This window comes from Escherichia sp. MOD1-EC6162 (assembly GCF_002965125.1).
Classification (GTDB): Bacteria; Pseudomonadota; Gammaproteobacteria; order Enterobacterales; family Enterobacteriaceae; genus Escherichia; species Escherichia marmotae.
Genome location: NZ_PTSB01000003.1, coordinates 176,512 through 200,387, shown reverse-complemented (window position 1 = coordinate 200,387; position 23,876 = coordinate 176,512). Strand labels below are relative to the sequence as shown.

Genomic DNA, 23,876 nt, shown 5'->3' with positions numbered 1-23,876 from the left:
ATAAAGAACGAAAAAAGGAAATCACCATGCCTGAAGGCCCGGAGATCCACCGTGCAGCGGATAACCTGGAGGCGGCGATCAAAGGCAAACCCCTGACCGATGTCTGGTTTGCCTTCCCGCAGTTAAAAACTTATCAATCACAACTTATTGGTCAACACGTCACCCATGTGGAAACGCGCGGAAAAGCGTTGCTGACCCATTTTTCCGGCGGGTTAACGCTTTATAGCCATAACCAACTCTACGGTGTCTGGCGAGTGGTTGATACCGGCGAAGAGCCGCAGACCACGCGGGTGTTGCGGGTAAAACTGCAAACGGCCGACAAAACCATTCTGCTTTATAGCGCCTCGGATATTGAGATGTTGACGCCGGGACAATTGACTACGCATCCGTTCTTACAACGGGTCGGCCCCGATGTGCTCGACCCGAATCTGACGCCGGAAGGGGTGAAAGAACGGTTATTGTCGCCGCGCTTTCGTAACCGTCAGTTCGCCGGATTACTGCTCGACCAGGCGTTTCTGGCGGGGCTGGGCAACTATCTGCGGGTGGAGATCCTTTGGCAGGTTGGGTTGACCGGAAATCATAAAGCGAAAGAACTTAACGCGACACAACTGGATGCGCTGTCGCACGCGCTACTGGATATCCCGCGCCTCTCGTACAAAACGCGTGGTCAGGTTGATGAGAATAAACATCACGGGGCGCTGTTCAGCTTTAAGGTTTTTCATCGTGATGGTGAGAAGTGCGAACGGTGTGGCAGCATCATTGAGAAAACCACGCTATCTTCGCGCCCGTTTTACTGGTGCCCTGGCTGCCAGCACTAGGCAGAACGTTTCGGCGCATAGGTTGAAATAAACCGCGCAATGGCTGGCCCCGTCAGCAAAATACTGAACAGGCGCAGGGTTTGCATCGCCATGATGAGCGCCATATCGGCATTGCTCCCTGCGGCGATGACCGCTACCGTATCAAGCCCGCCAGGGCTGGTGGCGAGGTAGGCGGTCATAAAATCAATATGCATAAACCGGGTCAGCCCCCACGCCATACCGGCACAAATAGCCAGCAGTGCAAAAATCGACAACAGGATTTGCGGCAGTGGGCGTAATGCCCGCAGTAAGATTTGCTTATCGAAACCCAGCCCAATCCGCCAGCCAATCGCCATATATGCTATCGCCAGCAGCCATTCCGGTAACTCAATCGTGATGAACTCGCCAGACTGGAGCACCGCACCCGCCAGCATCGGGATGAGCATCGTGCCGGAAGGAAGACGCAACAGGCATCCCGCCGTGCCAGCAATGACCGCGAGCAAGACGGTAAACAGGAGATTTATGCTGACGGGCGGGAACCAGACTATTTGCTGATTCATCGCTTCAGCGTTATCGCCCAGCATCATTCGCGCTACCAGAACCGCCGCGCCCGCGACAAACAGAACTCGCAGATACTGCATAAACGCCACCAGGCGAATATCTGCGCCGTAATCTTGTGCCATAGCAACCATTGCCGCCGCACCACCAGGGGAAGAACCCCAGGCACCGGTATTTCCGGGCAGTGAGCTATAGCGCACCAATAACCAGCCCACGATGGCGCTGGAAAGCAACGTTACCAGCAAAATAGTTAACACAATCGGCCAGTTAACGGCCAGAGTGGTGAGAATAGAACCGGTGAGGTTTTGCGCAATCATGCAGCCAAGAATGGCTTGCGCGGCGAGAAAAGCGGAGCGGGGGAGTTGCAGGGTCACTCCGCGCATACTGAAGATGATCCCGGCGAGCATCGGTCCGAGCAATAGCGCCGCCGGGAGATGTACCGCGAGGAAGCCAATAGAAAGGAGAAGTGACAACACACATAACATTCCCCACTGCAAGACTGGCATCCTTCGTATCCTCGTTATTTTATCTTTGGTGTATCGATACAGCATAAAGAAAGCCGGACCTGGAAAAAATAACGGCAATCAAGGAAAAGGGGAAAATCAGCAATTATCTGAATAAGATGCCCTGTACTGGCAAAGGGCATTAGTCTCATCAGTTGTAGTTAATTTTAAAAAGCACCACCGTGTCGAATGGCCCAGCCTCGATGGGAGTGCCTGGCGTGGACGAAAGTTCAGCCGTATAGTTTTTTTCGTAGATCAACATGTCGCTGGTGAAATCGGCATACTCGCTGTATTTGTTGAAGGTGTAGGGCGAGTCGTTTTCATCCAGTAACCGCAGCTTAAGTCCGTTGCCAATGAGTAATGCTTTATCGTCTTCAACTAACGTTTCTTCTGTATAAAACGAGGAGCTAACCTTAAATCCGTCGGTGCATTGATCATTTTGTGATTTGGTCGTTTTAATACCGAACGTTTTTGTCATGTTATGCCGCCGGATATCCAGCACATTAAATTTACCGAAATCAATCACCTGATTGGCTGGGGTAATAGAAAAATTCACGCTGCAATCCAGCACGCGAATGTTTTCCAGACCGATAATATGATATTTCAGGTTTCTGGCGGTGGGATCTTCGTTAACACTGCCCGCGCCATCAAATTGCACCACGATGTAGTCGCTGAGAGTACTTTGATAATCATGAGGCGGCATGGTGCGGACTTTGACGTAAAGTCGCATACGTGCAATAAAAGTCCGTGATTTATGAATATTTGTCGGCTCACCGGAGCAAAGTTTGTTTTGCCAGCCCATCGCAATGATCTGTTCCGGGGTGTAAATATCAATTTTCTTACTATCGATACACTGATTCGTGTCGATGCGGCTTTGCCCCAGACTGGCGTCATAGTCCACACCTTCATAGGTTACGCCTAATTGATAATAGGGGTCCTGCACGCCTGGGTACGGGTTTACCCAAGCAAAAACATGCTCACTCTCAAAGTTGCCGTTAGTATTGTTGTCGCAATAGACGGGAATTCTAATATCATCAGACTCCCAGATTTTATCGCCGGGTTTGGCATTACCCGGTACAGCAAACGGCTGAATATTTTCTGATTTTTCTACCTGACCACCCGATGCACCAAAATAACAGTCCAGCGCCAGCGCAGACCTCAGCGGCAGAAATAGCAGACAAATAACAAGTAATAATCCTTTGCCAGCACTCATTTCTTCGCCTCCACTGGCTGTAAACGGCACGGCCCGTTACAGTCCAGGGTGGTCATTCGCAATGCGCCGTAATCATCCATGTAGCCGAGGTAAAATTGACTGCCGTTATAGCTTCCCGTATGAGTGGTTACCGAGCCGAAAGGTGCGACCATAGTGGTTTTGAAACCGGGGAGTACCCCTTTTTCATTTTGCCCCAGGTAGGCGATAGTCAGATAATAGGCGGTAGGATTTTTCAGTGTCAGTTGGTTGCTCTGTTGGCTAACCTGTAACTGCAGCTCTACATGTTCACCTGTTTTCTTGCGTAACGTTGCAGGTCGCCAGAACAATTTGATACGACTTTGGATAGCGATCTGAAGTACCGCATGATCGCTGCTTTTATCCGGGGCTGGAGGAATTTCGCGCATGTTATAGTAGAACAGCGTTTCGCGATCGCCGGGCAATTTTGGAGTTGATGCTTGTTTTACAATCCGCACTTGCGATGTTGCTTTCGGTTCCAGACGTTGAATCGGTGGCAGGGCGACCAGAAGATCGTCGCTTTTCTCCCCTTTTTCATTTTCTATCCAGGAATAAGCAAGATAAGGCAGTTTGTCACTCTGGTTTTCTATTCGCAGGCTGGTGGCTTTATCATTGGCGTTAAACACAATGCGTGTGCGATCAGGTTGCACTGCAGCGTAGCTACCCAGGCTGACGGTTAACAGAATCAGTGGCAGTCCTTTAATAAATGTCATTCGCTTTTCCTTAATTAATGACAAGGTAAAATCAGGCGTTTTGTTGTGTCTTCCAGACGTTCTGGTAGATGAATAATGCAACTTTGTTTGTCACCCCAGATCACGGTAAATTGTTGATTTTCAGCAACACCGCTTAACCAGGCATGACCTTCTTCGCCAACCATACCCACGCTGATACCGCTGTTATCCTGCCGGATATCGGCACCGAGAGGTGGGAAATGGCCGTTGGCGGTGCGAATGATGGTGTTAACGTCTTTACCGGAACGGGATGCCAGCGATTTGTAACCAATCGCGCCTTCAATCCACGTTTCTTTGATGACATTTTCTGCTACCGTCACGCCGTCAGGTAAATCATTCATGTTGACTGCCACGGTGGACGGCTGGTAACTGGAAATTAGCGGTATCACGGCGATACCAAAATGATTGGTATAATCGAGTTGGCTCTGAACCGGGATATCTGCCACACCATCGGTGCTGATCATCAACCGTGGTTCATTGGTGGAGCTGCGGCGATGGAACGCTGCACCATATTGGGTTGCGGTGAAAGAACCGCTCCAGCTAGTGCTGACAGAGCTGTAATCATTGGCGGCATAGGTGCCAGAAAGATCCCATTCGCCCGCCGAACTCAGATGTTGATAGTTGCCGCTCAACTGTGCGCCATCATCCGGGCGATCGGATTGCATTCCTGCAGACATGCCCCAGCTATTACGTTCATCCAGCGTATCATTCAATGACATGCGGTGTGTGGTGCTGCTGCTACTGTTTTGCATGTCATAACCGATTCGACCACCGTCACCAATGGGTAATGAAATCGACAAGTAAATCTGGTTGTCGCGATCTTTGTCTTCGTAGTGGGTCGTATTGAACGACGTTGAGATTGAGATATCTTTCCAGTCACCAATATCAACATTAAAGCCCGCCGTGATGTTGGCAGTCGTGGAGGCATCTGCGTTCCACCAGGTCTGATGTAAGAGGTTGGCGTACAGGTTGAGATTCAGCGGGATAATCGGTTGGCCTACGGATAAGCTGATTGTCTGTTTTTCATCTTGCGCATCGTTGTCGTTGTATTTGTGATCCAGATAGTTGGCGTAGCTGTGAAAATGACGATCTGAGAAGCGATAAGCGGCGAGCGAAATCGTGCTGTTTGTGGCATCTACTTGTTTGCTGTAATTAAAGCGATAGCTTAAGCCCCGCTCGTCCTGCTGGTTGTCAAAATGGCTACTGGCCCAGGTGACATCAAACGACAGCGCGCCAAGCCAGAGCATATTTTGCCCGATACCCAATGCGGCAGAATGGTAGTCATCACCAGAAATCAGCAGGCCGCCGTACAGCGAGGTATTTGAGAGCATCCCCCAGGAAACTTCATTGCTAAAAAAGGTTTCATTTTCAGTTTGATGTGACATGGAGGGGCGTGGCTGGCCTGCGGCCAGTTTATAGCGAGCCTGCCCCTGGCGCGTCAGGAAGGGCGTTGATGCTGCCGACACCTGGAAATTATTCACACGACCATCTTCCTCTGTCACTTTAACATCTAACGTACCCTGGACGGACTGATTAAGGTCATCAATGATAAACGGGCCTGGCGGGACTTTTTTCTGGTAAATAACGCGGCCTGATTGACTGATAGTCACCGTGGCATTGGTTTGTGCTATACCGCTAATTTGTGGGGCGTAGCCGCGCAGTTCCCACGGTAACATCCGATCGTCACTCGCCAGTGCCGCGCCGGTATAAGAAAAGCCATCGAAAATATTGGAACTGAAATCCGTTTCACCGAGGGTTAATTTTGAACCTAATTGCGGTAATGGGCGAAAAAGATAAGTGCGTGATATTTCGCCTGACTGTTCATGGTTATCATCGCTATCGGTCTGATTCAACTGGTAATCACTGCGTAAGCGCCATGCCCCTGCGTTAATTCCGACTGTTCCGTAGGCGTTCAGGTTAGTGCTGCTGCTGCCATCCTGTGGGCGGTAGCTGCTGGCAAACAGGTTGTAATCCATCAGGATCCCGGCGACACCTTCTTTCCATGTGGAGGGGGGCATCCAGTTTTCTGAATGCCACGCCAGCCAGGCTTGCGGAATAGTGATATTCAGTTGCTGATTGGTCTGATCAAAATTGAAGAGCATTTCAGGTCGGGAGCTAAAATCGACGCACTGATTTATCAGTGGTAACGACTGACGGACTTCAGGTTTTAAGCCAAATTTATCGACCAGTAATTCATTGATGCACGGAATGGTTTTGTCACCATTTTTTTGCCAGTTAATTTTTTGCCCATTACTGATTTGGTTATTATTTGCTGCAATGCTAACAAAATATTCACCGGGAGCAATGACACCTTTTTCCTTTAATAATGAAATATCAATGCGGTCGCGCATTGATTTATCGAGGACATTCAGGTTGAATTCGACCGCCACTGCGGAAGGCATCGCCATGACCAGGCAGGATACAAAAGAGAGTCGATAAATATTCACGGTGTCCATACCTGATAAATATTTGAAGAAAGGCGGCGATGACGCCGCCAAAATAATACTTATTTATAATCCAGCACGTAGGTCGCGTTAGCCGTAACTGCGCCTGGAGTTACTGGTGTAACCTGATCAATTTGTTCCATCCAGGCAAAGAAATTCAGCGTTTGCTCGCTGGACGTCGGTGCCAGGTCGATGTCCGGAGAAGCTGTGCCTAAAATGATATTACTTTGATCCTTATTCATTAAACGCACACCGACACCGGTGGCTTCTCCAGTGCTGGTATTGTTGAGTATCGGGTCTGCACCGGTGGTTTTCGCTGAGCTGTCAAAGGTGACCGCGACTTTAGAAATCTTGCCACCGGAACCGTTATTAGAGTTTTCCAGATCGCAATTGACTAAGCGTAGGTCGACAGCAACGACATCGCTGTGATGTGACTGATTAATGTGGCTGGTGGTCACCTGGCCGAGTTCAACTTCTTTATCGATATCATCCTGATGGATTTCACACGGTGCTTCAATAACTTCACCTTTAAAGTGAATTTCACCGGAACCTTCATCAGCAGCATGAACAGGTGCTGTGAACAACAGAGATACAGCCAGTGCAGCTAATGTTTTTTGTCCTTTAAACATAACTGAGTCCTTTAAATAAAGAGATAGAGTATTGCGTGACAAGAATATCTGAGCTGGCAATTGAATATGTTTTGTTTTATTTAACAATATTAAAAATCTTGTTATGTAATAGGACCATTAATTGATTATGTAAATTTATTGTTTTATGTGATGAAGGTAGGGCGCATTTGGATATGCATAATTTTCATTGGGTTAATGATGCTACCGGCGGGGAAGTATAAAGTTAAACTTATCATTCTGCTCAGAATATGAGTTATCGCATTTTTTAACCCTATTTATGGATATTTGTACTCGATTTAATTTTTACAGTTTTTTGTGTTTAGGCATATAAAAATTAACCCGCCATATAGAGGACGGGTTAAAAGAATTTACTGCGCAGTAATCAAAGACTAGCGTTTGATATCGCTTTTAAAATCGCGTTTTTCGTAACCAGTATACAGTTGGCGTGGACGGGCGATTTTCATGCCTTCGTTATGCATTTCGCTCCAGTGAGCAATCCAGCCGACAGTACGCGCCATGGCGAAGATCACGGTGAACATAGAAGACGGAATACCCATCGCTTTCAGAATGATACCGGAGTAGAAATCTACGTTCGGGTACAGTTTCTTCTCGATAAAGTACGGGTCATTCAGCGCGATGTTTTCCAGCTCCATAGCCACTTCCAGCAGCTCATCTTTGCTGCCCAGCTCTTTCAGCACTTCGTGGCAGGTTTCACGCATTACTGTGGCGCGTGGGTCGTAGTTTTTATACACGCGGTGACCGAAGCCCATCAGGCGGAAAGAGTCATTTTTATCTTTCGCACGACGCATAAATTCCGGAATGTGTTTCACCGAGCTGATTTCTTCCAGCATTTTCAGCGCAGCTTCGTTAGCACCACCGTGAGCCGGTCCCCACAGAGAGGCGATACCTGCTGCGATACAGGCGAACGGGTTCGCACCCGAAGAGCCAGCAGTACGCACGGTAGAGGTCGACGCGTTCTGTTCATGGTCTGCGTGCAGGATCAGAATACGATCCATCGCGCGTTCCAGAATCGGATTGACTTCATACGGTTCGCACGGTGTGGAGAACATCATGTGCAGGAAGTTACCGGCGTAGGAGAGGTCATTGCGTGGGTAAACAAATGGCTGACCAATGGAATACTTGTAGCACATTGCTGCCATGGTCGGCATTTTCGACAGCAGACGGAACGCCGCGATTTCACGATGACGCGGATTGTTAACATCCAGTGAGTCGTGATAAAACGCCGCCAGTGCGCCGGTAATACCGCACATGACCGCCATCGGATGAGAGTCGCGGCGGAAGGCGTGGAACAGACGAGTAATCTGTTCGTGGATCATGGTATGGCGGGTAACCGTAGTTTTAAATTCGTCATACTGTTTCTGGGTCGGTTTTTCACCATTCAGCAGAATGTAACAGACTTCCAGGTAGTTAGAATCGGTCGCCAGTTGATCGATCGGGAAACCGCGGTGCAACAAAATACCTTCATCACCATCAATAAAAGTAATTTTAGATTCGCAGGATGCGGTTGAAGTGAAGCCTGGGTCAAAGGTGAATACACCTTTTGAGCCGAGAGTACGGATATCAATAACATCTTGACCCAGTGTGCCTTTCAGCACATCCAGTTCAACAGCTGTATCCCCGTTGAGGGTGAGTTTTGCTTTTGTATCAGCCATTTAAGGTCTCCTTAGCGCCTTATTGCGTAAGACTGCCGGAACTTAAATTTGCCTTCGCACATCAACCTGGCTTTACCCGATTGTTATTTGGCTCGCCGCTCTGCGAAAGAGGGGAAAACCTGGGTACAGAGCTCTGGGCGCTTGCAGGTAAAGTATTCATTGATGACGAATAAACGGCGAATCAAGCACTTAGCAATCCGAATTATTAAACCTGTCTATCACTAATAACTGTCCTGGATGGATTGGTCAATACTTCCACACTGTTACATAAGTTAATCTTAGGTGAAATAGTGACCCCATAACTTTTACGCATTATATGCTTTTCCTGATGATGTTTGTAACAACTTTGTTGAATGATTGTCAAACTAGATGGTTAAAAATTAAATAAATGTTTTTATCGTGACTCAGATCACTGTTCTGGATAAAACCAGACAAACCATATGTAGGTTAATTGTAATGATTTTGTGAACGGCCTATACTGCCGCCAGGTCTCCGGAACACCCTGCAATCCCGAGCCACCCAGCGTTGTAACGTGTCGTTTTCGCATCTGGAAGCAGTGTTTTGCATGACGCGCAGTTATAGAAAGGACGCTGTCTGACCCGCAAGCAGACCGGAGGAAGGAAATCCCGACGTCTCCAGGTAACAGAAAGTTATCCTCTGTACCCGTAGTCCCCAGGGAATAATAAGAACAGCATGTGGGCGTTATTCATGATAAGAAATGTGAAAAAACAAAGACCTGTTAATCTGGACCTACAGACCATCCGGTTCCCCATCACGGCGATAGCGTCCATTCTTCATCGCGTTTCCGGTGTGATCACGTTTGTTGCAGTGGGCATCCTGCTGTGGCTTCTGGGTTCCAGTCTCTCTTCCCCCGAAGGTTTCGAACAAGCTTCCGCCATTATGGGCAGCTTCTTCGTCAAATTTATCATGTGGGGCATCCTTACCGCTCTGGCATATCACGTCGTCGTAGGTATTCGCCACATGATGATGGATTTTGGCTATCTGGAAGAAACATTCGAAGCGGGTAAACGCTCCGCCAAAATCTCCTTTGTTATCACTGTCGTGCTTTCACTTCTCGCAGGAGTCCTCGTATGGTAAGCAACGCCTCCGCATTAGGACGCAATGGCGTACATGATTTCATCCTCGTTCGCGCCACCGCTATCGTCCTGACGCTCTACATCATTTATATGGTTGGTTTTTTCGCTACCAGTAGCGAGCTGACATATGAAGTCTGGATCGGTTTCTTTGCCTCTGCGTTCACCAAAGTGTTTACCCTGCTGGCGCTGTTTTCCATCTTGATTCATGCCTGGATCGGCATGTGGCAGGTGTTGACCGACTACGTTAAACCGCTGGCCTTGCGTCTGATGCTGCAACTGGTAATTGTTGTTGCGCTGGTGGTTTACGTGATTTATGGATTCGTTGTGGTGTGGGGTGTGTGATGAAATTGCCAGTCAGAGAATTTGATGCAGTTGTGATTGGTGCCGGTGGCGCAGGTATGCGCGCGGCGCTGCAAATTTCCCAGAGCGGCCAGACCTGTGCGCTGCTTTCCAAAGTCTTCCCGACCCGTTCCCATACTGTTTCTGCGCAAGGCGGCATTACCGTTGCGCTGGGTAATACCCATGAAGATAGCTGGGAATGGCATATGTACGACACCGTCAAAGGGTCGGACTATATCGGTGACCAGGACGCGATTGAATATATGTGTAAAACCGGGCCGGAAGCGATTCTGGAACTGGAACATATGGGCCTGCCGTTCTCGCGCCTTGATGATGGTCGTATTTATCAGCGTCCATTTGGCGGCCAGTCGAAAAACTTCGGCGGTGAGCAGGCGGCACGTACTGCGGCGGCGGCTGACCGTACCGGTCATGCACTGTTGCACACGCTTTACCAACAGAACCTGAAAAATCACACCACGATTTTCTCCGAATGGTATGCGCTGGATCTGGTGAAAAATCAGGATGGCGCGGTGGTTGGTTGTACCGCACTGTGCATCGAAACCGGTGAAGTGGTTTACTTCAAAGCCCGCGCAACGGTGCTGGCGACTGGCGGGGCTGGGCGTATTTATCAGTCCACCACTAACGCCCACATTAATACCGGCGACGGCGTTGGCATGGCTATCCGTGCTGGCGTACCAGTGCAGGATATGGAAATGTGGCAGTTCCACCCGACCGGCATTGCGGGTGCGGGTGTGCTGGTGACTGAAGGTTGTCGTGGTGAAGGCGGTTATCTGCTGAACAAACATGGCGAACGCTTTATGGAGCGTTATGCACCGAACGCCAAAGACCTGGCGGGGCGTGATGTGGTGGCGCGTTCCATCATGATCGAAATTCGTGAAGGTCGCGGCTGTGATGGTCCGTGGGGGCCACACGCAAAACTGAAACTTGACCATCTGGGTAAAGAAGTTCTTGAATCCCGTCTGCCGGGTATCCTTGAACTCTCCCGAACCTTTGCTCACGTCGATCCGGTGAAAGAACCGATTCCGGTTATCCCAACCTGCCACTACATGATGGGCGGTATTCCGACCAAAGTGACTGGTCAGGCGCTGACCGTGAACGAGAAAGGCGAAGATGTGGTGATTCCAGGGCTGTTTGCGGTGGGCGAAATTGCCTGTGTATCGGTACACGGTGCTAACCGTCTTGGCGGTAACTCTCTGCTGGATCTGGTGGTATTTGGACGAGCGGCGGGTCTGCATCTGCAAGAATCTATCAGTGAACAGGGTGCACTGCGCGATGCCAGCGAGTCTGATGTTGAAGCCTCTCTGGAACGCATGAATCGCTGGAACAACAACCGTAACGGTGAAGATCCGGTGGCGATTCGCAAAGCACTGCAAGAATGTATGCAGCATAACTTCTCGGTATTCCGGGAAGGTGATGCGATGGCGAAAGGCCTTGAGCAGTTGAAAGTGATCCGCGAGCGGCTGAAAAATGCTCGTCTGGATGACACCTCCAGTGAGTTCAACACTCAGCGCGTTGAGTGCCTGGAACTGGATAACCTGATGGAAACGGCTTATGCAACGGCTGTTTCTGCTAATTTCCGTACCGAAAGCCGTGGCGCGCATAGCCGCTTCGACTTCCCGGATCGTGATGATGAAAACTGGCTGTGCCACTCCCTGTATCTGCCAGAGTCGGAATCCATGACGCGACGTAGCGTCAACATGGAACCGAAACTGCGCCCGGCATTCCCGCCGAAGATTCGTACTTACTAATGCGGAGACAGGAAAATGAGACTCGAGTTTTCAATTTATCGCTATAACCCGGATGTTGATGATGCTCCGCGTATGCAGGATTACACCCTGGAAGCGGAAGAAGGTCGCGACATGATGCTGCTGGATGCGCTTATTCAGCTCAAAGAGAAAGATCCCAGCCTGTCGTTCCGCCGCTCCTGCCGTGAAGGGGTGTGCGGTTCTGACGGTCTGAACATGAACGGCAAAAATGGTCTGGCTTGTATAACCCCAATTTCGGCACTCAACCAGCCGGGCAAGAAGATTGTGATTCGCCCGCTGCCTGGTTTACCGGTGATCCGCGATTTGGTGGTAGACATGGGACAATTCTATGCCCAATATGAGAAAATTAAGCCTTACTTGTTGAATAATGGACAAAATCTACCAGCTCGTGAGCATTTACAAATGCCAGAGCAACGTGAAAAACTCGACGGGCTGTATGAATGTATTCTCTGCGCATGTTGTTCAACCTCTTGTCCGTCTTTCTGGTGGAACCCCGATAAGTTTATCGGTCCGGCAGGCTTGTTAGCGGCGTATCGTTTCCTTATCGATAGCCGTGATACCGAGACTGACAGCCGCCTTGACGGTTTGAGCGATGCATTCAGTGTATTCCGCTGTCACAGCATCATGAACTGCGTCAGTGTCTGTCCAAAAGGGCTGAACCCGACGCGCGCCATCGGCCATATCAAGTCGATGTTGTTGCAACGCAATGCGTAAACCTCAGGCCTGATAAGATGCGCAAGCGTCGCATCAGGCAACCAGAGCCGGATGCGGCGTGAACGCCTTATCCGGCCTACAAAAGAAATGCAGGAAATCTTTAAAAACTGCCCCTGACACTAAGACAGTTTTTAAAGGTTCCTTAGCGGACGCAGAAAATACGACAAGTCCGCAACAAGTGAACCCCGGCACGCACATCATTGTGCGTGGTAGTATCCACGGCGAAAATACTCGTCATATTTCACGTTGCATGTGCGTTGGTTGCGCTTGCTTACCCCGGTCACTTACTGAGTGTAAGCTCCCGGGGATTCACAAGCTGACCAACTTCCTGAAACGTGAACTATTTAGAGTATTAAGTAAGCATAAAAAAGATGCTTAAGGGATCACGATGCAGAACAGCGCTTTGAAAGCCTGGTTGGACTCTTCTTACCTCTCTGGCGCAAACCAGAGCTGGATAGAACAGCTCTATGAAGACTTCTTAACCGATCCTGACTCGGTTGACGCTAACTGGCGTTCGACGTTCCAGCAGTTACCTGGTACGGGAGTCAAACCGGATCAATTCCACTCTCAAACGCGTGAATATTTCCGCCGCCTGGCGAAAGATGCTTCACGTTACTCTTCAACGATCTCCGACCCTGACACCAATGTGAAGCAGGTTAAAGTCCTGCAGCTCATTAACGCATACCGCTTCCGTGGTCACCAGCATGCGAATCTCGATCCGCTGGGACTGTGGCAGCAAGATAAAGTGGCCGATCTGGATCCGTCTTTCCACGATCTGACCGAAGCAGACTTCCAGGAGACCTTCAACGTCGGTTCATTTGCCAGCGGCAAAGAAACCATGAAACTCGGCGAGCTGCTGGAAGCTCTCAAGCAAACCTACTGCGGCCCGATTGGTGCCGAGTACATGCACATTACCAGTACCGAAGAAAAACGCTGGATCCAACAGCGTATCGAGTCTGGTCGCGCGACGTTCAATAGCGAAGAGAAAAAACGCTTCTTAAGCGAACTGACCGCCGCTGAAGGCCTTGAACGTTACCTCGGTGCAAAATTCCCTGGCGCAAAACGCTTCTCGCTGGAAGGCGGTGACGCGTTAATCCCGATGCTTAAAGAGATGATCCGCCACGCTGGCAACAGCGGCACCCGCGAAGTGGTTCTCGGGATGGCGCACCGTGGTCGTCTGAACGTGCTGGTGAACGTGCTGGGTAAAAAACCGCAAGACTTGTTCGACGAGTTTGCCGGTAAACATAAAGAACACCTCGGCACGGGCGACGTGAAATACCACATGGGCTTCTCGTCTGACTTCCAGACCGATGGCGGCCTGGTACACCTGGCGCTGGCGTTTAACCCGTCTCACCTTGAGATTGTAAGCCCGGTGGTTATCGGTTCTGTTCGTGCCCGTCTGGACAGACTTGATGAGCCGAGCAGCAACAAAGTGCTGCCAATCACCATCCACGGTGATGCCGCAGTGACCGGACAGGGCGTAGTTCAGGAAACCCTGAACATGTCAAAAGCGCGTGGTTATGAAGTTGGCGGTACGGTGCGTATCGTTATCAACAACCAGGTGGGCTTCACTACCTCTAACCCGCTGGATGCCCGTTCTACACCGTACTGTACTGATATTGGTAAGATGGTACAGGCACCGATTTTCCACGTTAATGCGGATGATCCGGAAGCGGTTGCCTTTGTTACCCGTCTGGCGCTCGATTTCCGTAACACCTTCAAACGTGATGTTTTCATCGACCTGGTATGCTACCGCCGTCACGGCCACAACGAAGCCGACGAGCCGAGTGCAACCCAGCCGCTGATGTATCAGAAAATCAAAAAACATCCGACGCCGCGCAAAATCTACGCGGACAAGCTGGAGCAGGAAAAAGTGGCGACGCTGGAAGATGCCACCGAGATGGTTAACCTGTACCGCGATGCGCTGGATGCGGGCGATTGCGTAGTGGCTGAGTGGCGTCCGATGAACATGCACTCTTTCACCTGGTCGCCGTATCTCAACCACGAATGGGATGAAGAATACCCGAACAAGGTTGAGATGAAACGTTTGCAGGAACTGGCAAAACGTATCAGCACGGTGCCAGAAGCCATTGAGATGCAGTCTCGCGTTGCCAAGATTTATGGTGATCGCCAGGCGATGGCGGCCGGTGAAAAACTGTTTGACTGGGGCGGCGCGGAAAACCTTGCTTACGCCACGCTGGTTGATGAAGGTATTCCGGTTCGTCTGTCTGGTGAAGACTCCGGTCGCGGAACCTTCTTCCACCGTCACGCAGTGATTCACAACCAGTCCAACGGCTCCACTTATACGCCGCTGCAACATATTCATAACGGTCAGGGCGCGTTCCGCGTCTGGGACTCCGTACTGTCTGAAGAAGCAGTGCTGGCATTTGAATACGGTTATGCCACCGCAGAACCGCGGACGTTGACCATCTGGGAAGCACAGTTCGGTGACTTTGCCAACGGTGCCCAGGTCGTTATTGACCAGTTCATCTCCTCCGGCGAACAGAAATGGGGCCGTATGTGTGGTCTGGTGATGCTGCTGCCGCACGGTTACGAAGGGCAGGGGCCGGAGCACTCCTCCGCGCGTCTGGAACGTTATCTGCAACTTTGCGCCGAGCAAAACATGCAGGTTTGCGTACCGTCTACTCCGGCACAGGTTTACCACATGCTGCGTCGCCAGGCGCTGCGCGGGATGCGTCGTCCGCTGGTGGTCATGTCACCGAAATCGCTGCTGCGTCATCCGCTGGCGGTTTCCAGCCTCGAAGAACTGGCGAACGGCACCTTCCTGCCAGCCATCGGTGAAATCGACGAGCTTGATCCGAAGGGCGTGAAGCGCGTAGTGATGTGTTCTGGTAAGGTTTATTACGACCTGCTTGAACAACGCCGTAAGAACAATCAACAAGATGTCGCCATCGTGCGTATCGAGCAACTCTACCCGTTCCCGCATAAAGCGATGCAGGAAGTGTTGCAGCAGTTTGCTCACGTCAAGGATTTTGTCTGGTGCCAGGAAGAGCCGCTCAACCAGGGCGCATGGTACTGCAGCCAGCATCATTTCCGTGAAGTGATTCCGTTTGGGGCTTCTCTGCGTTATGCAGGCCGCCCGGCCTCCGCCTCTCCGGCGGTAGGATATATGTCCGTTCACCAGAAACAGCAACAAGATCTGGTTAATGACGCGCTGAACGTCGAATAAATAAAGGATACAAAATGAGTAGCGTAGATATTCTGGTCCCTGACCTGCCTGAATCCGTAGCTGATGCCACCGTCGCAACCTGGCATAAAAAACCCGGCGACGCAGTCGTACGTGATGAAGTGCTGGTGGAAATCGAAACTGACAAAGTGGTACTGGAAGTACCGGCATCAGCAGACGGCATTCTGGATGCGGTTCTGGAAGATGAAGGTACAACCGTAACGTCTCGTCAGATCCTCGGCCGCCTGCGTGAAGGCAATAGCGCGGGTAAAGAAACCAGCGCTAAATCTGAAGAGAAAGCGTCCACGCCTGCGCAACGTCAGCAGGCGTCTCTGGAAGAGCAAAACAACGACGCGTTAAGCCCGGCGATCCGTCGCCTGCTGGCTGAACACAACCTCGATGCCAGCGCTATTAAAGGCACCGGTGTTGGCGGTCGTCTGACCCGTGAAGATGTGGAAAAACATCTGGCGAAAGCCCCGGCGAAAGATGCAACTCCGGCAGCAACTGCTCCGGCGGCTCAACCAGCACTGGCTGCTCGTAGCGAAAAACGTGTACCGATGACTCGTCTGCGTAAGCGCGTGGCAGAGCGTCTGTTGGAAGCGAAAAACTCCACCGCTATGCTGACCACGTTCAACGAAGTCAACATGAAGCCGATTATGGATCTGCGTAAGCAGTACGGTGAAGCGTTTGAAAAACGCCACGGCATCCGTCTGGGCTTTATGTCCTTCTATGTGAAAGCGGTTGTTGAAGCGCTGAAACGTTACCCGGAAGTGAACGCATCTATTGATGGCGATGATGTGGTTTACCACAACTATTTCGACGTTAGCATGGCAGTTTCTACGCCGCGCGGTCTGGTAACGCCGGTTCTGCGTGATGTCGATACCCTCGGCATGGCTGACATTGAGAAGAAAATCAAAGAGCTGGCTGTGAAAGGCCGTGACGGCAAGCTGACAGTTGAAGATCTGACCGGTGGTAACTTTACCATCACCAACGGTGGTGTGTTCGGTTCCCTGATGTCTACGCCTATCATCAACCCGCCGCAGAGCGCAATTCTGGGCATGCACGCTATTAAAGATCGTCCGATGGCGGTGAATGGTCAGGTTGAGATCCTGCCGATGATGTACCTGGCGCTGTCCTACGATCACCGCCTGATCGATGGTCGCGAATCCGTGGGTTTCCTGGTGACAATCAAAGAGTTGCTGGAAGATCCGACGCGTCTGCTGCTGGACGTGTAGTAGTTTAAGCCTCACCTGCACTGTAGACTGGATAAGGCGTTATCGCCGCATCCGATGAATGATGCCTGATGCGACGCTTAACGCGTCTTATCAGGCCTACGGGTGACTCCGATGCAGGTCGGATAAGGCGCTCGCGCCGCATCCGACAAGCGATGCCTGATGTGACGCTTAACGCGTCTTATCAGGCCTACGGGTGACTCTGATGCAGGTCGGATAAGGCGCTCGCGCCGCATCCGACAAGCGATGCCTGATGCGACGCTTAACGCGTCTTATCAGGCCTACGGGTGACTCCGATGTAGGTCGGATAAGGCGCTCGCGCCGCATCCGACAAGCGATGCCTGATGCGACGCTGACGCGTCTTATCAGGCCTACGGGTGACTCCGATGTAGGTCGGATAAGGCGCTCGCGCCGCATCCGACAAGCGATGCCTGATGTGACACTTAACGCGTCTTATCAGGCCTACGGGTGACTCCGATGTAGGTCGGATAAGGCGCTCGCGCCGCATCCGACAAGCGATGCCTGATGCGACGCTGACGCGTCTTATCAGGCCTACGGGTGACTCCGATGTAGGTCGGATAAGGCGCTCGCGCCGCATCCGACAAGCGATGCCTGATGCGACGCTTAACGCGTCTTATCAGGCCTATGGGTGACTCTGATGTAGGTCGGATAAGGCGCTCGCGCCGCATCCGACAAGCGATGCCTGATGCGACGCTTAACGCGTTTTATCAGGCCTATGGGTGACTCTGATGTAGGTCGGATAAGGCGTTATCGCCGCATCCGACAATACCCGGAAGCGATACGTCACATTCGGTCTACGGTTTAAAAGATAACGATTACTAAAGGATGGACAGAATACATGAACTTACATGAATATCAGGCAAAACAACTTTTTGCCCGCTATGGCTTACCAGCACCGGTGGGTTATGCCTGTACTACTCCGCGCGAAGCAGAAGAAGCCGCTTCAAAAATCGGTGCCGGTCCGTGGGTAGTGAAATGTCAGGTTCACGCTGGTGGCCGCGGTAAAGCGGGCGGTGTGAAAGTGGTAAACAGCAAAGAAGACATCCGTGCTTTTGCAGAAAACTGGCTGGGCAAGCGTCTGGTAACGTATCAAACAGACGCCAATGGACAACCGGTTAACCAGATTCTGGTTGAAGCGGCGACCGATATCGCGAAAGAGCTGTATCTTGGTGCCGTTGTTGACCGTAGCTCCCGCCGCGTGGTCTTTATGGCCTCCACTGAAGGTGGCGTGGAAATCGAAAAAGTGGCGGAAGAAACCCCGCACCTGATCCATAAAGTTGCGCTTGATCCGCTGACCGGCCCGATGCCGTATCAGGGACGCGAGCTGGCGTTCAAACTGGGTCTGGAAGGTAAACTGGTTCAACAGTTCACCAAAATTTTCATGGGCCTGGCGACCATTTTCCTGGAACGGGATTTGGCGCTGATCGAAATCAACCCGTTGGTTATCACCAAACAGGGCGATCTTATCTGCCTCGACGGCAAACTGGGCGCTGATGGTAACGCACTGTTCCGCCAGCCTGATCTGCGCGAAATGCGCGACCAGTCGCAGGAAGATCCGCGTGAAGCGCAGGCTGCACAGTGGGAACTGAACTACGTAGCGCTGGACGGCAACATCGGTTGTATGGTTAACGGCGCAGGCCTGGCGATGGGCACGATGGACATCGTTAAACTGCACGGCGGTGAACCGGCTAACTTCCTCGATGTTGGCGGTGGTGCAACCAAAGAACGCGTGACCGAAGCATTCAAAATCATCCTCTCTGACGAAAAAGTAAAAGCCGTTCTGGTTAACATCTTTGGCGGTATCGTTCGTTGCGACCTGATTGCTGACGGTATCATCGGCGCGGTAGCAGAAGTGGGTGTTAACGTCCCGGTTGTCGTACGTCTGGAAGGTAACAACGCCGAACTCGGCGCGAAGAAACTGGCTGACAGCGGCCTGAATATTATTGCAGCAAAAGGTCTGACGGATGCAGCTCAGCAGGTTGTTGCCGCAGTGGAGGGGAAATAATGTCCATTTTAATTGATAAAAACACCAAGGTTATCTGCCAGGGCTTTACCGGTAGCCAGGGGACTTTCCACTCTGAACAGGCCATTGCATACGGCACTAAAATGGTGGGCGGCGTAACTCCAGGTAAAGGCGGCACCACCCACCTTGGCCTGCCGGTGTTCAACACCGTGCGTGAAGCAGTAGCTGCCACTGGTGCCACTGCTTCTGTTATCTACGTACCAGCACCGTTCTGCAAAGACTCCATTCTGGAAGCCATCGACGCAGGCATTAAGCTTATCATCACCATCACTGAGGGCATCCCGACGCTGGATATGCTGACCGTGAAAGTGAAACTGGACGAAGCGGGCGTGCGCATGATTGGCCCGAACTGCCCGGGTGTAATCACTCCGGGTGAGTGTAAAATCGGTATCCAGCCGGGCCACATCCATCGCCCTGGTAAAGTGGGTATCGTTTCCCGTTCCGGTACGCTGACTTATGAAGCAGTTAAACAGACCACGGATTACGGTTTCGGTCAGTCTACCTGTGTCGGTATCGGCGGCGATCCGATCCCTGGCTCTAACTTTATCGACATTCTCGAAATGTTCGAAAAAGATCCGCAGACCGAAGCGATCGTGATGATCGGTGAGATCGGCGGTAGCGCCGAAGAAGAAGCGGCTGCGTACATCAAAGAGCACGTCACCAAGCCAGTTGTGGGTTACATTGCCGGTGTGACTGCGCCGAAAGGCAAACGTATGGGTCACGCAGGTGCAATCATTTCCGGTGGTAAAGGGACTGCGGATGAGAAATTTGCTGCCCTGGAAGCCGCAGGCGTGAAAACCGTTCGCAGCCTGGCTGACATCGGTGAAGCACTGAAAACTGTTCTGAAATAAATATCTGTAATAAGAAATAGCCCTCGCCGCGTCCCTCTACAGGAATGGCGAAGGGCTGTCGGTTTCGACATGGTTGGCCATCTTATGATGGCCTTTTTTATGCCTTAAACGTTAACCACGGTCGAAATCTGACTGCTGGTTGAATCAATCCTGTCTCCTGCGGGGCTTCGATAAGTGAATCAATATCGCTTATAAGCGACCACCGCTTCTTCTTGATGCCATTTTGTTGAAAATGAAAAATTATATTCTCCAGGGTTCATATTTTTTAATTTTATATGTTTGCCAGTTTTTTCAGTTAGGGTTTGTTATTTTAAGGATGATAAAAATAGAATATGTATTAATGATAACAAGACATACTCTTATGCTTGAAAATTAATAGTTTTTTAAATTTCGCTATATGTCAATGTATTATGCTCTTGATACAACGCTGGTTTTTCGGCTATTACGTTAATGATTAGCTGTCGTGAATACGTTTTTACGAATAATTAAATTACAGACATCTTGCAATCTCATCATATTCATATGTTCAAATGAGAAAATATTTTGCCAACAATATCACTTTTTCCAAAAGTTAAATTAAGCATATTGAATTCGCATACAAAGCGTTGGCAATTTTTTTGAATTTATATTCACGGTGAATATGCTATAGAAATTAAATTCACTAAATGAATTAATAATACGAAATTATAAACAGGAATTATATAAGCCGTTTCTGTATTCATTCGCTCATCTTTCTGGGCGATTACAGCATTTAATTTTATCCAGTAACAGGAGAAGATTCATGAGTAAGCCTTCAGATCCTCGTATTGATACCAGCCGCGTCATCCATGCGCCACAAGGTACTCAACTGCATTGCAAAAACTGGCAGATCGAAGCTGCCTATCGGATGTTGCAGAACAACCTTGATCCAGACGTGGCTGAAAATCCGCAACATCTGGTGGTGTACGGCGGTATTGGCCGCGCGGCACGTAACTGGGAGTGTTTCGACCAGATTCTGGAATCCCTGAAAAATCTGGAACCCGATGAGTCGCTGCTGGTTCAGTCCGGTAAACCCGTTGGTGTATTTAAAACCCATACTGACGCGCCACGTGTGTTGATCGCCAACTCTAACCTGGTGCCGCAATGGGCCAACTGGGATCACTTCAACGAACTCGATCGCAAAGGTCTGTTCATGTATGGACAGATGACCGCCGGTTCGTGGATCTACATTGGTAGCCAGGGCATTGTGCAGGGAACGTTTGAAACCTTTGTTGAGGCGGGGCGTCAGCACTACAACAATTCGCTAAGCGGAAAGTGGATCCTGACTGCGGGGCTGGGTGGCATGGGTGGAGCACAACCGCTGGCGGCGACTCTGGCAGGGGCATGTTCATTAAATATTGAGTGTCAGCAAAGTAGCATCGACTTCCGTCTGCGTACCCGTTATGTCGATAAACAGGCGAAAGATCTCGATGATGCACTGGCGCTGATTAAATACCACACCGAGCGCAAAGACGCCGTTTCTATCGCGCTACTGGGCAATGCGGCAGAAATTGTTCCTGAACTGGTGAAACGTGCACGTCAGGGGGCGATCAAACCGGATCTGGTCACTGACCAGACGTCTGCCCACGATCTGATTAACGGCTATTTGCCGATGGGGTGGAGCGTAGAACAATGGCGTGCGGCACAACAAGATCCGCAACAACACGCCAGGCTGCAAAAAGACGCCGCACAAAGTTGTGTGGCGCATGTTCAGGGGATGCTGGACTTCCAGGCGATGGGTATTCCGGTTGTCGACTATGGCAACAATATCCGTCAGGTAGCCTTCAATGAAGGTCTGCAAAATGCCTTTGATTTCCCGGGCTTTGTCCCTGCTTATATTCGCCCAATGTTCTGTGAAGGCAAAGGCCCGTTCCGTTGGGTAGCGCTGTCTGGTGACCCGGAAGATATCTATAAGACTGATGCCAAAATTAAAGAGCTGTTCCCCAATAACGTGCTGACGCACCGCTGGCTGGATATGGCGCGCGAGCGTATTGCTTTCCAGGGCTTGCCTTCACGAATTTGCTGGCTGGGGCTTGGCGAGCGTCACCTGGCGGGGCTGGCATTCAATGAAATGGTACGCAACGGTGAATTAAAAGCGCCGATTGTGATTGGTCGCGATCATCTTGATACCGGCTCTGTCGCCAGCCCGAACCGCGAAACCGAAAGTATGCTCGATGGCAGTGACGCGGTATCTGACTGGCCGTTGCTCAATGGTCTGCTCAACACGGCGGGCGGGGCAACGTGGGTGTCTCTGCATCATGGCGGCGGCGTTGGGATGGGATATTCCCAGCACGCCGGGATGGTCATTGTTGCTGATGGTAGCGAAGAAGCTGAAAAACGCCTGGCGCGTGTGCTGGTTAATGACTGTGCGTCAGGCGTTATGCGTCACGCTGATGCCGGTTATGAAGCCGCTATTGAATGTGCCAAAAATTATGGTCTGAAATTGCCGATGATTCGCTAAATATTAACGCTGTTATTTAATATTTGCGCTAATACAGGCGGAAAGTAATCCGCCTGTATAACAATAATTATCAAAAAATATTCATTACATCGTCGAAAGAAATATCTCTCGACCCTCTTTTGCTGTTTCAAAAAATGACCTCTCATTTTGCAGGAGACTTTTTCATGGAATCAAGCAGCCCTATCCGCAGTAAAAAACCGGTTTTAGAATCAAATACTATTAACGCCGTTCCTGAGTCCGCTCGCCATGGCGCGCCCTCCAGCCAGTTTACTTTGTGGCTAAGTGCTAACTTACAGATTACCGCCGTGGTGGACGGTGCGTTAGCTATTATTTTTGGTTCTGAAGCCATGTCAGCAATAATCGGTTTATTAATCGGTAATATTATTGGTGGTGCGGTTATGGCGTTGCACTCGTCACAGGGCGCAAAGCTGGGATTACCACAGATGATCTCCAGTCGTATCCGCTTTGGCGTCAAAGGGGCGGCGCTACCGTTACTGATGGTGATTATTATGTATCTCGGATTTGCCGCGACGGGTACGGTATTATCCGGTCAGGCGATTAACCGGATATTTGGTTTTGAGTCAGCTTCTACCGGAATTATTATATTCGGTATGCTGACTGCCACCATTGCGCTGGTGGGTTATAAACTTATTCACGTAGTGGGCCGTGTTGCCGGTGTATTAAGTATTCTGGGTTTTATTTATCTCGCCACCCAACTTAGTGGTCACTACGACGTGGCGGCGGCATTTGGTCAAAAACCTTTTAGTTTTTCTATATTTTTATTAACGATAGCCCTCTCTGCAGGATGGCAACTAACGTTTGCACCATACGCCTCTGATTATTCCCGCTATTTACCGGCTGATACCCCTGCAAAATCTATCTTCTTTGCCACCTTTTTGGGAACCACGCTCGGCGCGCAATGTGCCATGACCTTTGGCGTTCTTGTTGCTGCTTGCGGTGCTAACTTCCTGAAAGATCAGGTCGGTTTTATGGGCGAGTTAGCCGGGCCAACGTTTGCCATTCTGATTTATACGGTGATTGTTTGCGGCAAACTGACGGTTAACTGTTTGAATGCCTACGGCGGCTTTATGTCGATTCTGGCGACCGTCAGTGCCTTTAATAATCGCAGTCAGGTTTCACAGCGTGTTCGCGCTGCCTACGTTGTAGGTTTCGTGCTGTTGTCGATGGTCGTCGCGCTGGCGGCAAGCGCAGACTTTTTGAATAATTTCAAAAACTTCGTTCTGCTGCTGTTGACGGTATTTGTGCCGTGGAGCGCTATCAATCTCATCGACTACTACTTCATCTCACAAGGTAAAACCGATATTCCGGCACTTTATACACCGGAGGGACGCTATGGCGCGTATAACAAAACCGCGTTGGTTTGCTACGGAATTGGTGTGCTGGTGCAGATCCCCTTCCTGAATCAAAAACTGTATCAGGGGCCCATTTCTGTACTGATGGACGGGGCGGATATTTCCTGGATTATCGGTTTGTTAATGACTGCCGTTATCTATTACCCGTGGGCGAAACGCACCACCAGTGTCCCTGCCCAGACTATTTATCCCGAGTCGTAATATGGATGT

At 50.5% G+C, this 23,876-nt stretch carries 18 protein-coding genes; 11 read left to right on the top strand and 7 right to left on the bottom strand.

Features of this window, described 5'->3' with window-relative positions:
• The first annotated feature begins 26 nt into the window (after positions 1-26).
• Positions 27-818: an endonuclease VIII gene (nei, locus tag A9587_RS04750; protein WP_105263742.1), complete on the top strand. Its 792-nt coding sequence runs from the start codon at positions 27-29 to the stop codon at positions 816-818.
• Here the strand turns inward: nei and A9587_RS04745 are convergent.
• From A9587_RS04745 to A9587_RS24395, 7 genes are all read right to left on the bottom strand, one after another.
• Complete coding sequence (locus A9587_RS04745; RefSeq protein ID WP_061090947.1) at positions 815-1,861, bottom strand: AbrB family transcriptional regulator; 1,047 nt, start codon at positions 1,859-1,861, stop codon at positions 815-817. The two genes, nei and A9587_RS04745, sit on opposite strands and share 4 nt — an antisense overlap.
• Positions 1,862-2,009: 148 nt before the next feature.
• Positions 2,010-3,071, bottom strand: coding sequence for a fimbrial protein (locus A9587_RS04740; protein ID WP_001272413.1), 1,062 nt, complete (start codon positions 3,069-3,071; stop codon positions 2,010-2,012).
• Positions 3,068-3,799: a fimbrial biogenesis chaperone gene (locus tag A9587_RS04735; protein ID WP_001515994.1), complete on the bottom strand. Its 732-nt coding sequence runs from the start codon at positions 3,797-3,799 to the stop codon at positions 3,068-3,070. The genes A9587_RS04740 and A9587_RS04735 overlap by 4 nt, the downstream gene beginning before the upstream one ends.
• 14 nt (positions 3,800-3,813) lie before the next feature.
• Positions 3,814-6,273 carry a fimbria/pilus outer membrane usher protein gene (locus A9587_RS04730; protein ID WP_172953845.1) on the bottom strand — a complete coding sequence of 820 codons (2,460 nt, stop codon included), beginning with the start codon at positions 6,271-6,273 and terminating at the stop codon, positions 3,814-3,816.
• 50 nt (positions 6,274-6,323) lie between these two features.
• Positions 6,324-6,890, bottom strand: coding sequence for a fimbrial protein (locus A9587_RS04725; RefSeq protein WP_000472404.1), 567 nt, complete (start codon positions 6,888-6,890; stop codon positions 6,324-6,326).
• Between the two features lie 389 nt (positions 6,891-7,279).
• Complete coding sequence (gltA, locus tag A9587_RS04720) at positions 7,280-8,563, bottom strand: citrate synthase (RefSeq protein ID WP_000785838.1); 1,284 nt, start codon at positions 8,561-8,563, stop codon at positions 7,280-7,282.
• 205 nt (positions 8,564-8,768) lie between these two features.
• On the bottom strand, positions 8,769-8,876 hold the full coding sequence (locus A9587_RS24395) for a hypothetical protein (RefSeq protein ID WP_122983127.1): 108 nt from the start codon (positions 8,874-8,876) through the stop codon (positions 8,769-8,771).
• A 380-nt stretch (positions 8,877-9,256) separates the two neighbouring features.
• Here A9587_RS24395 and sdhC point away from each other — a divergent pair, with 380 nt between their 5' ends.
• From sdhC to A9587_RS04650, 10 genes are all read left to right on the top strand, one after another.
• A complete protein-coding gene (gene sdhC, locus A9587_RS04705; protein WP_000263344.1) occupies positions 9,257-9,661 on the top strand; it encodes a succinate dehydrogenase cytochrome b556 subunit in 405 nt (134 codons plus the stop codon).
• Complete coding sequence (sdhD, locus tag A9587_RS04700; RefSeq protein ID WP_000254367.1) at positions 9,655-10,002, top strand: succinate dehydrogenase membrane anchor subunit; 348 nt, start codon at positions 9,655-9,657, stop codon at positions 10,000-10,002. Before sdhC ends, sdhD begins: the two co-directional genes overlap by 7 nt.
• On the top strand, positions 10,002-11,768 hold the full coding sequence (sdhA, locus tag A9587_RS04695) for a succinate dehydrogenase flavoprotein subunit (protein WP_105263744.1): 1,767 nt from the start codon (positions 10,002-10,004) through the stop codon (positions 11,766-11,768). Before sdhD ends, sdhA begins: the two co-directional genes overlap by 1 nt.
• A 15-nt stretch (positions 11,769-11,783) precedes the next feature.
• The gene (sdhB, locus tag A9587_RS04690; RefSeq protein ID WP_001235258.1) at positions 11,784-12,500 is read left to right on the top strand and encodes a succinate dehydrogenase iron-sulfur subunit SdhB; all 717 of its coding nucleotides are present in this window, start codon (positions 11,784-11,786) and stop codon (positions 12,498-12,500) included.
• Positions 12,501-12,888: 388 nt separating this feature from the next.
• Entirely contained in the window at positions 12,889-15,690 is a 2,802-nt protein-coding gene (gene sucA, locus A9587_RS04685) for a 2-oxoglutarate dehydrogenase E1 component (protein ID WP_001181470.1), read from the top strand.
• A 14-nt stretch (positions 15,691-15,704) separates the two neighbouring features.
• Positions 15,705-16,922, top strand: a complete 1,218-nt coding sequence (odhB, locus tag A9587_RS04680; protein WP_000099819.1) for a 2-oxoglutarate dehydrogenase complex dihydrolipoyllysine-residue succinyltransferase — start codon at positions 15,705-15,707, stop codon at positions 16,920-16,922.
• 856 nt (positions 16,923-17,778) lie between these two features.
• Complete coding sequence (gene sucC, locus A9587_RS04670) at positions 17,779-18,945, top strand: ADP-forming succinate--CoA ligase subunit beta (RefSeq protein WP_001048605.1); 1,167 nt, start codon at positions 17,779-17,781, stop codon at positions 18,943-18,945.
• Positions 18,945-19,814 (top strand): succinate--CoA ligase subunit alpha, encoded by an 870-nt coding sequence (gene sucD, locus A9587_RS04665; RefSeq protein ID WP_001515996.1) that lies wholly within the window; start codon positions 18,945-18,947, stop codon positions 19,812-19,814. The genes sucC and sucD overlap by 1 nt, the downstream gene beginning before the upstream one ends.
• Positions 19,815-20,595: 781 nt before the next feature.
• Entirely contained in the window at positions 20,596-22,293 is a 1,698-nt protein-coding gene (hutU, locus tag A9587_RS04655; protein WP_001515997.1) for a urocanate hydratase, read from the top strand.
• 164 nt (positions 22,294-22,457) lie between these two features.
• Positions 22,458-23,867 (top strand): cytosine permease, encoded by a 1,410-nt coding sequence (locus tag A9587_RS04650; protein WP_105263745.1) that lies wholly within the window; start codon positions 22,458-22,460, stop codon positions 23,865-23,867.
• The last annotated feature ends 9 nt before the right edge of the window (positions 23,868-23,876 follow it).

What these genes read in the sequence shown, in the direction of transcription:
- A9587_RS04745 (WP_061090947.1), bottom strand. Translation starts at nt 1,861, where the DNA reads ATGCCAGTCTTGCAGTGGGGAATGTTATGTGTGTTGTCACTTCTCCTT.
- odhB (WP_000099819.1), top strand. Translation starts at nt 15,705, where the DNA reads ATGAGTAGCGTAGATATTCTGGTCCCTGACCTGCCTGAATCCGTAGCT.
- sucD (WP_001515996.1), top strand. Translation starts at nt 18,945, where the DNA reads ATGTCCATTTTAATTGATAAAAACACCAAGGTTATCTGCCAGGGCTTT.
- A9587_RS04650 (WP_105263745.1), top strand. Translation starts at nt 22,458, where the DNA reads ATGGAATCAAGCAGCCCTATCCGCAGTAAAAAACCGGTTTTAGAATCA.
- hutU (WP_001515997.1), top strand. Translation starts at nt 20,596, where the DNA reads ATGAGTAAGCCTTCAGATCCTCGTATTGATACCAGCCGCGTCATCCAT.
- A9587_RS04740 (WP_001272413.1), bottom strand. Translation starts at nt 3,071, where the DNA reads ATGAGTGCTGGCAAAGGATTATTACTTGTTATTTGTCTGCTATTTCTG.
- A9587_RS24395 (WP_122983127.1), bottom strand. Translation starts at nt 8,876, where the DNA reads ATGCGTAAAAGTTATGGGGTCACTATTTCACCTAAGATTAACTTATGT.
- sdhD (WP_000254367.1), top strand. Translation starts at nt 9,655, where the DNA reads ATGGTAAGCAACGCCTCCGCATTAGGACGCAATGGCGTACATGATTTC.
- sdhC (WP_000263344.1), top strand. Translation starts at nt 9,257, where the DNA reads ATGTGGGCGTTATTCATGATAAGAAATGTGAAAAAACAAAGACCTGTT.
- A9587_RS04730 (WP_172953845.1), bottom strand. Translation starts at nt 6,273, where the DNA reads ATGGACACCGTGAATATTTATCGACTCTCTTTTGTATCCTGCCTGGTC.
- gltA (WP_000785838.1), bottom strand. Translation starts at nt 8,563, where the DNA reads ATGGCTGATACAAAAGCAAAACTCACCCTCAACGGGGATACAGCTGTT.
- A9587_RS04725 (WP_000472404.1), bottom strand. Translation starts at nt 6,890, where the DNA reads ATGTTTAAAGGACAAAAAACATTAGCTGCACTGGCTGTATCTCTGTTG.
- A9587_RS04735 (WP_001515994.1), bottom strand. Translation starts at nt 3,799, where the DNA reads ATGACATTTATTAAAGGACTGCCACTGATTCTGTTAACCGTCAGCCTG.
- sucA (WP_001181470.1), top strand. Translation starts at nt 12,889, where the DNA reads ATGCAGAACAGCGCTTTGAAAGCCTGGTTGGACTCTTCTTACCTCTCT.
- sucC (WP_001048605.1), top strand. Translation starts at nt 17,779, where the DNA reads ATGAACTTACATGAATATCAGGCAAAACAACTTTTTGCCCGCTATGGC.
- nei (WP_105263742.1), top strand. Translation starts at nt 27, where the DNA reads ATGCCTGAAGGCCCGGAGATCCACCGTGCAGCGGATAACCTGGAGGCG.
- sdhA (WP_105263744.1), top strand. Translation starts at nt 10,002, where the DNA reads ATGAAATTGCCAGTCAGAGAATTTGATGCAGTTGTGATTGGTGCCGGT.
- sdhB (WP_001235258.1), top strand. Translation starts at nt 11,784, where the DNA reads ATGAGACTCGAGTTTTCAATTTATCGCTATAACCCGGATGTTGATGAT.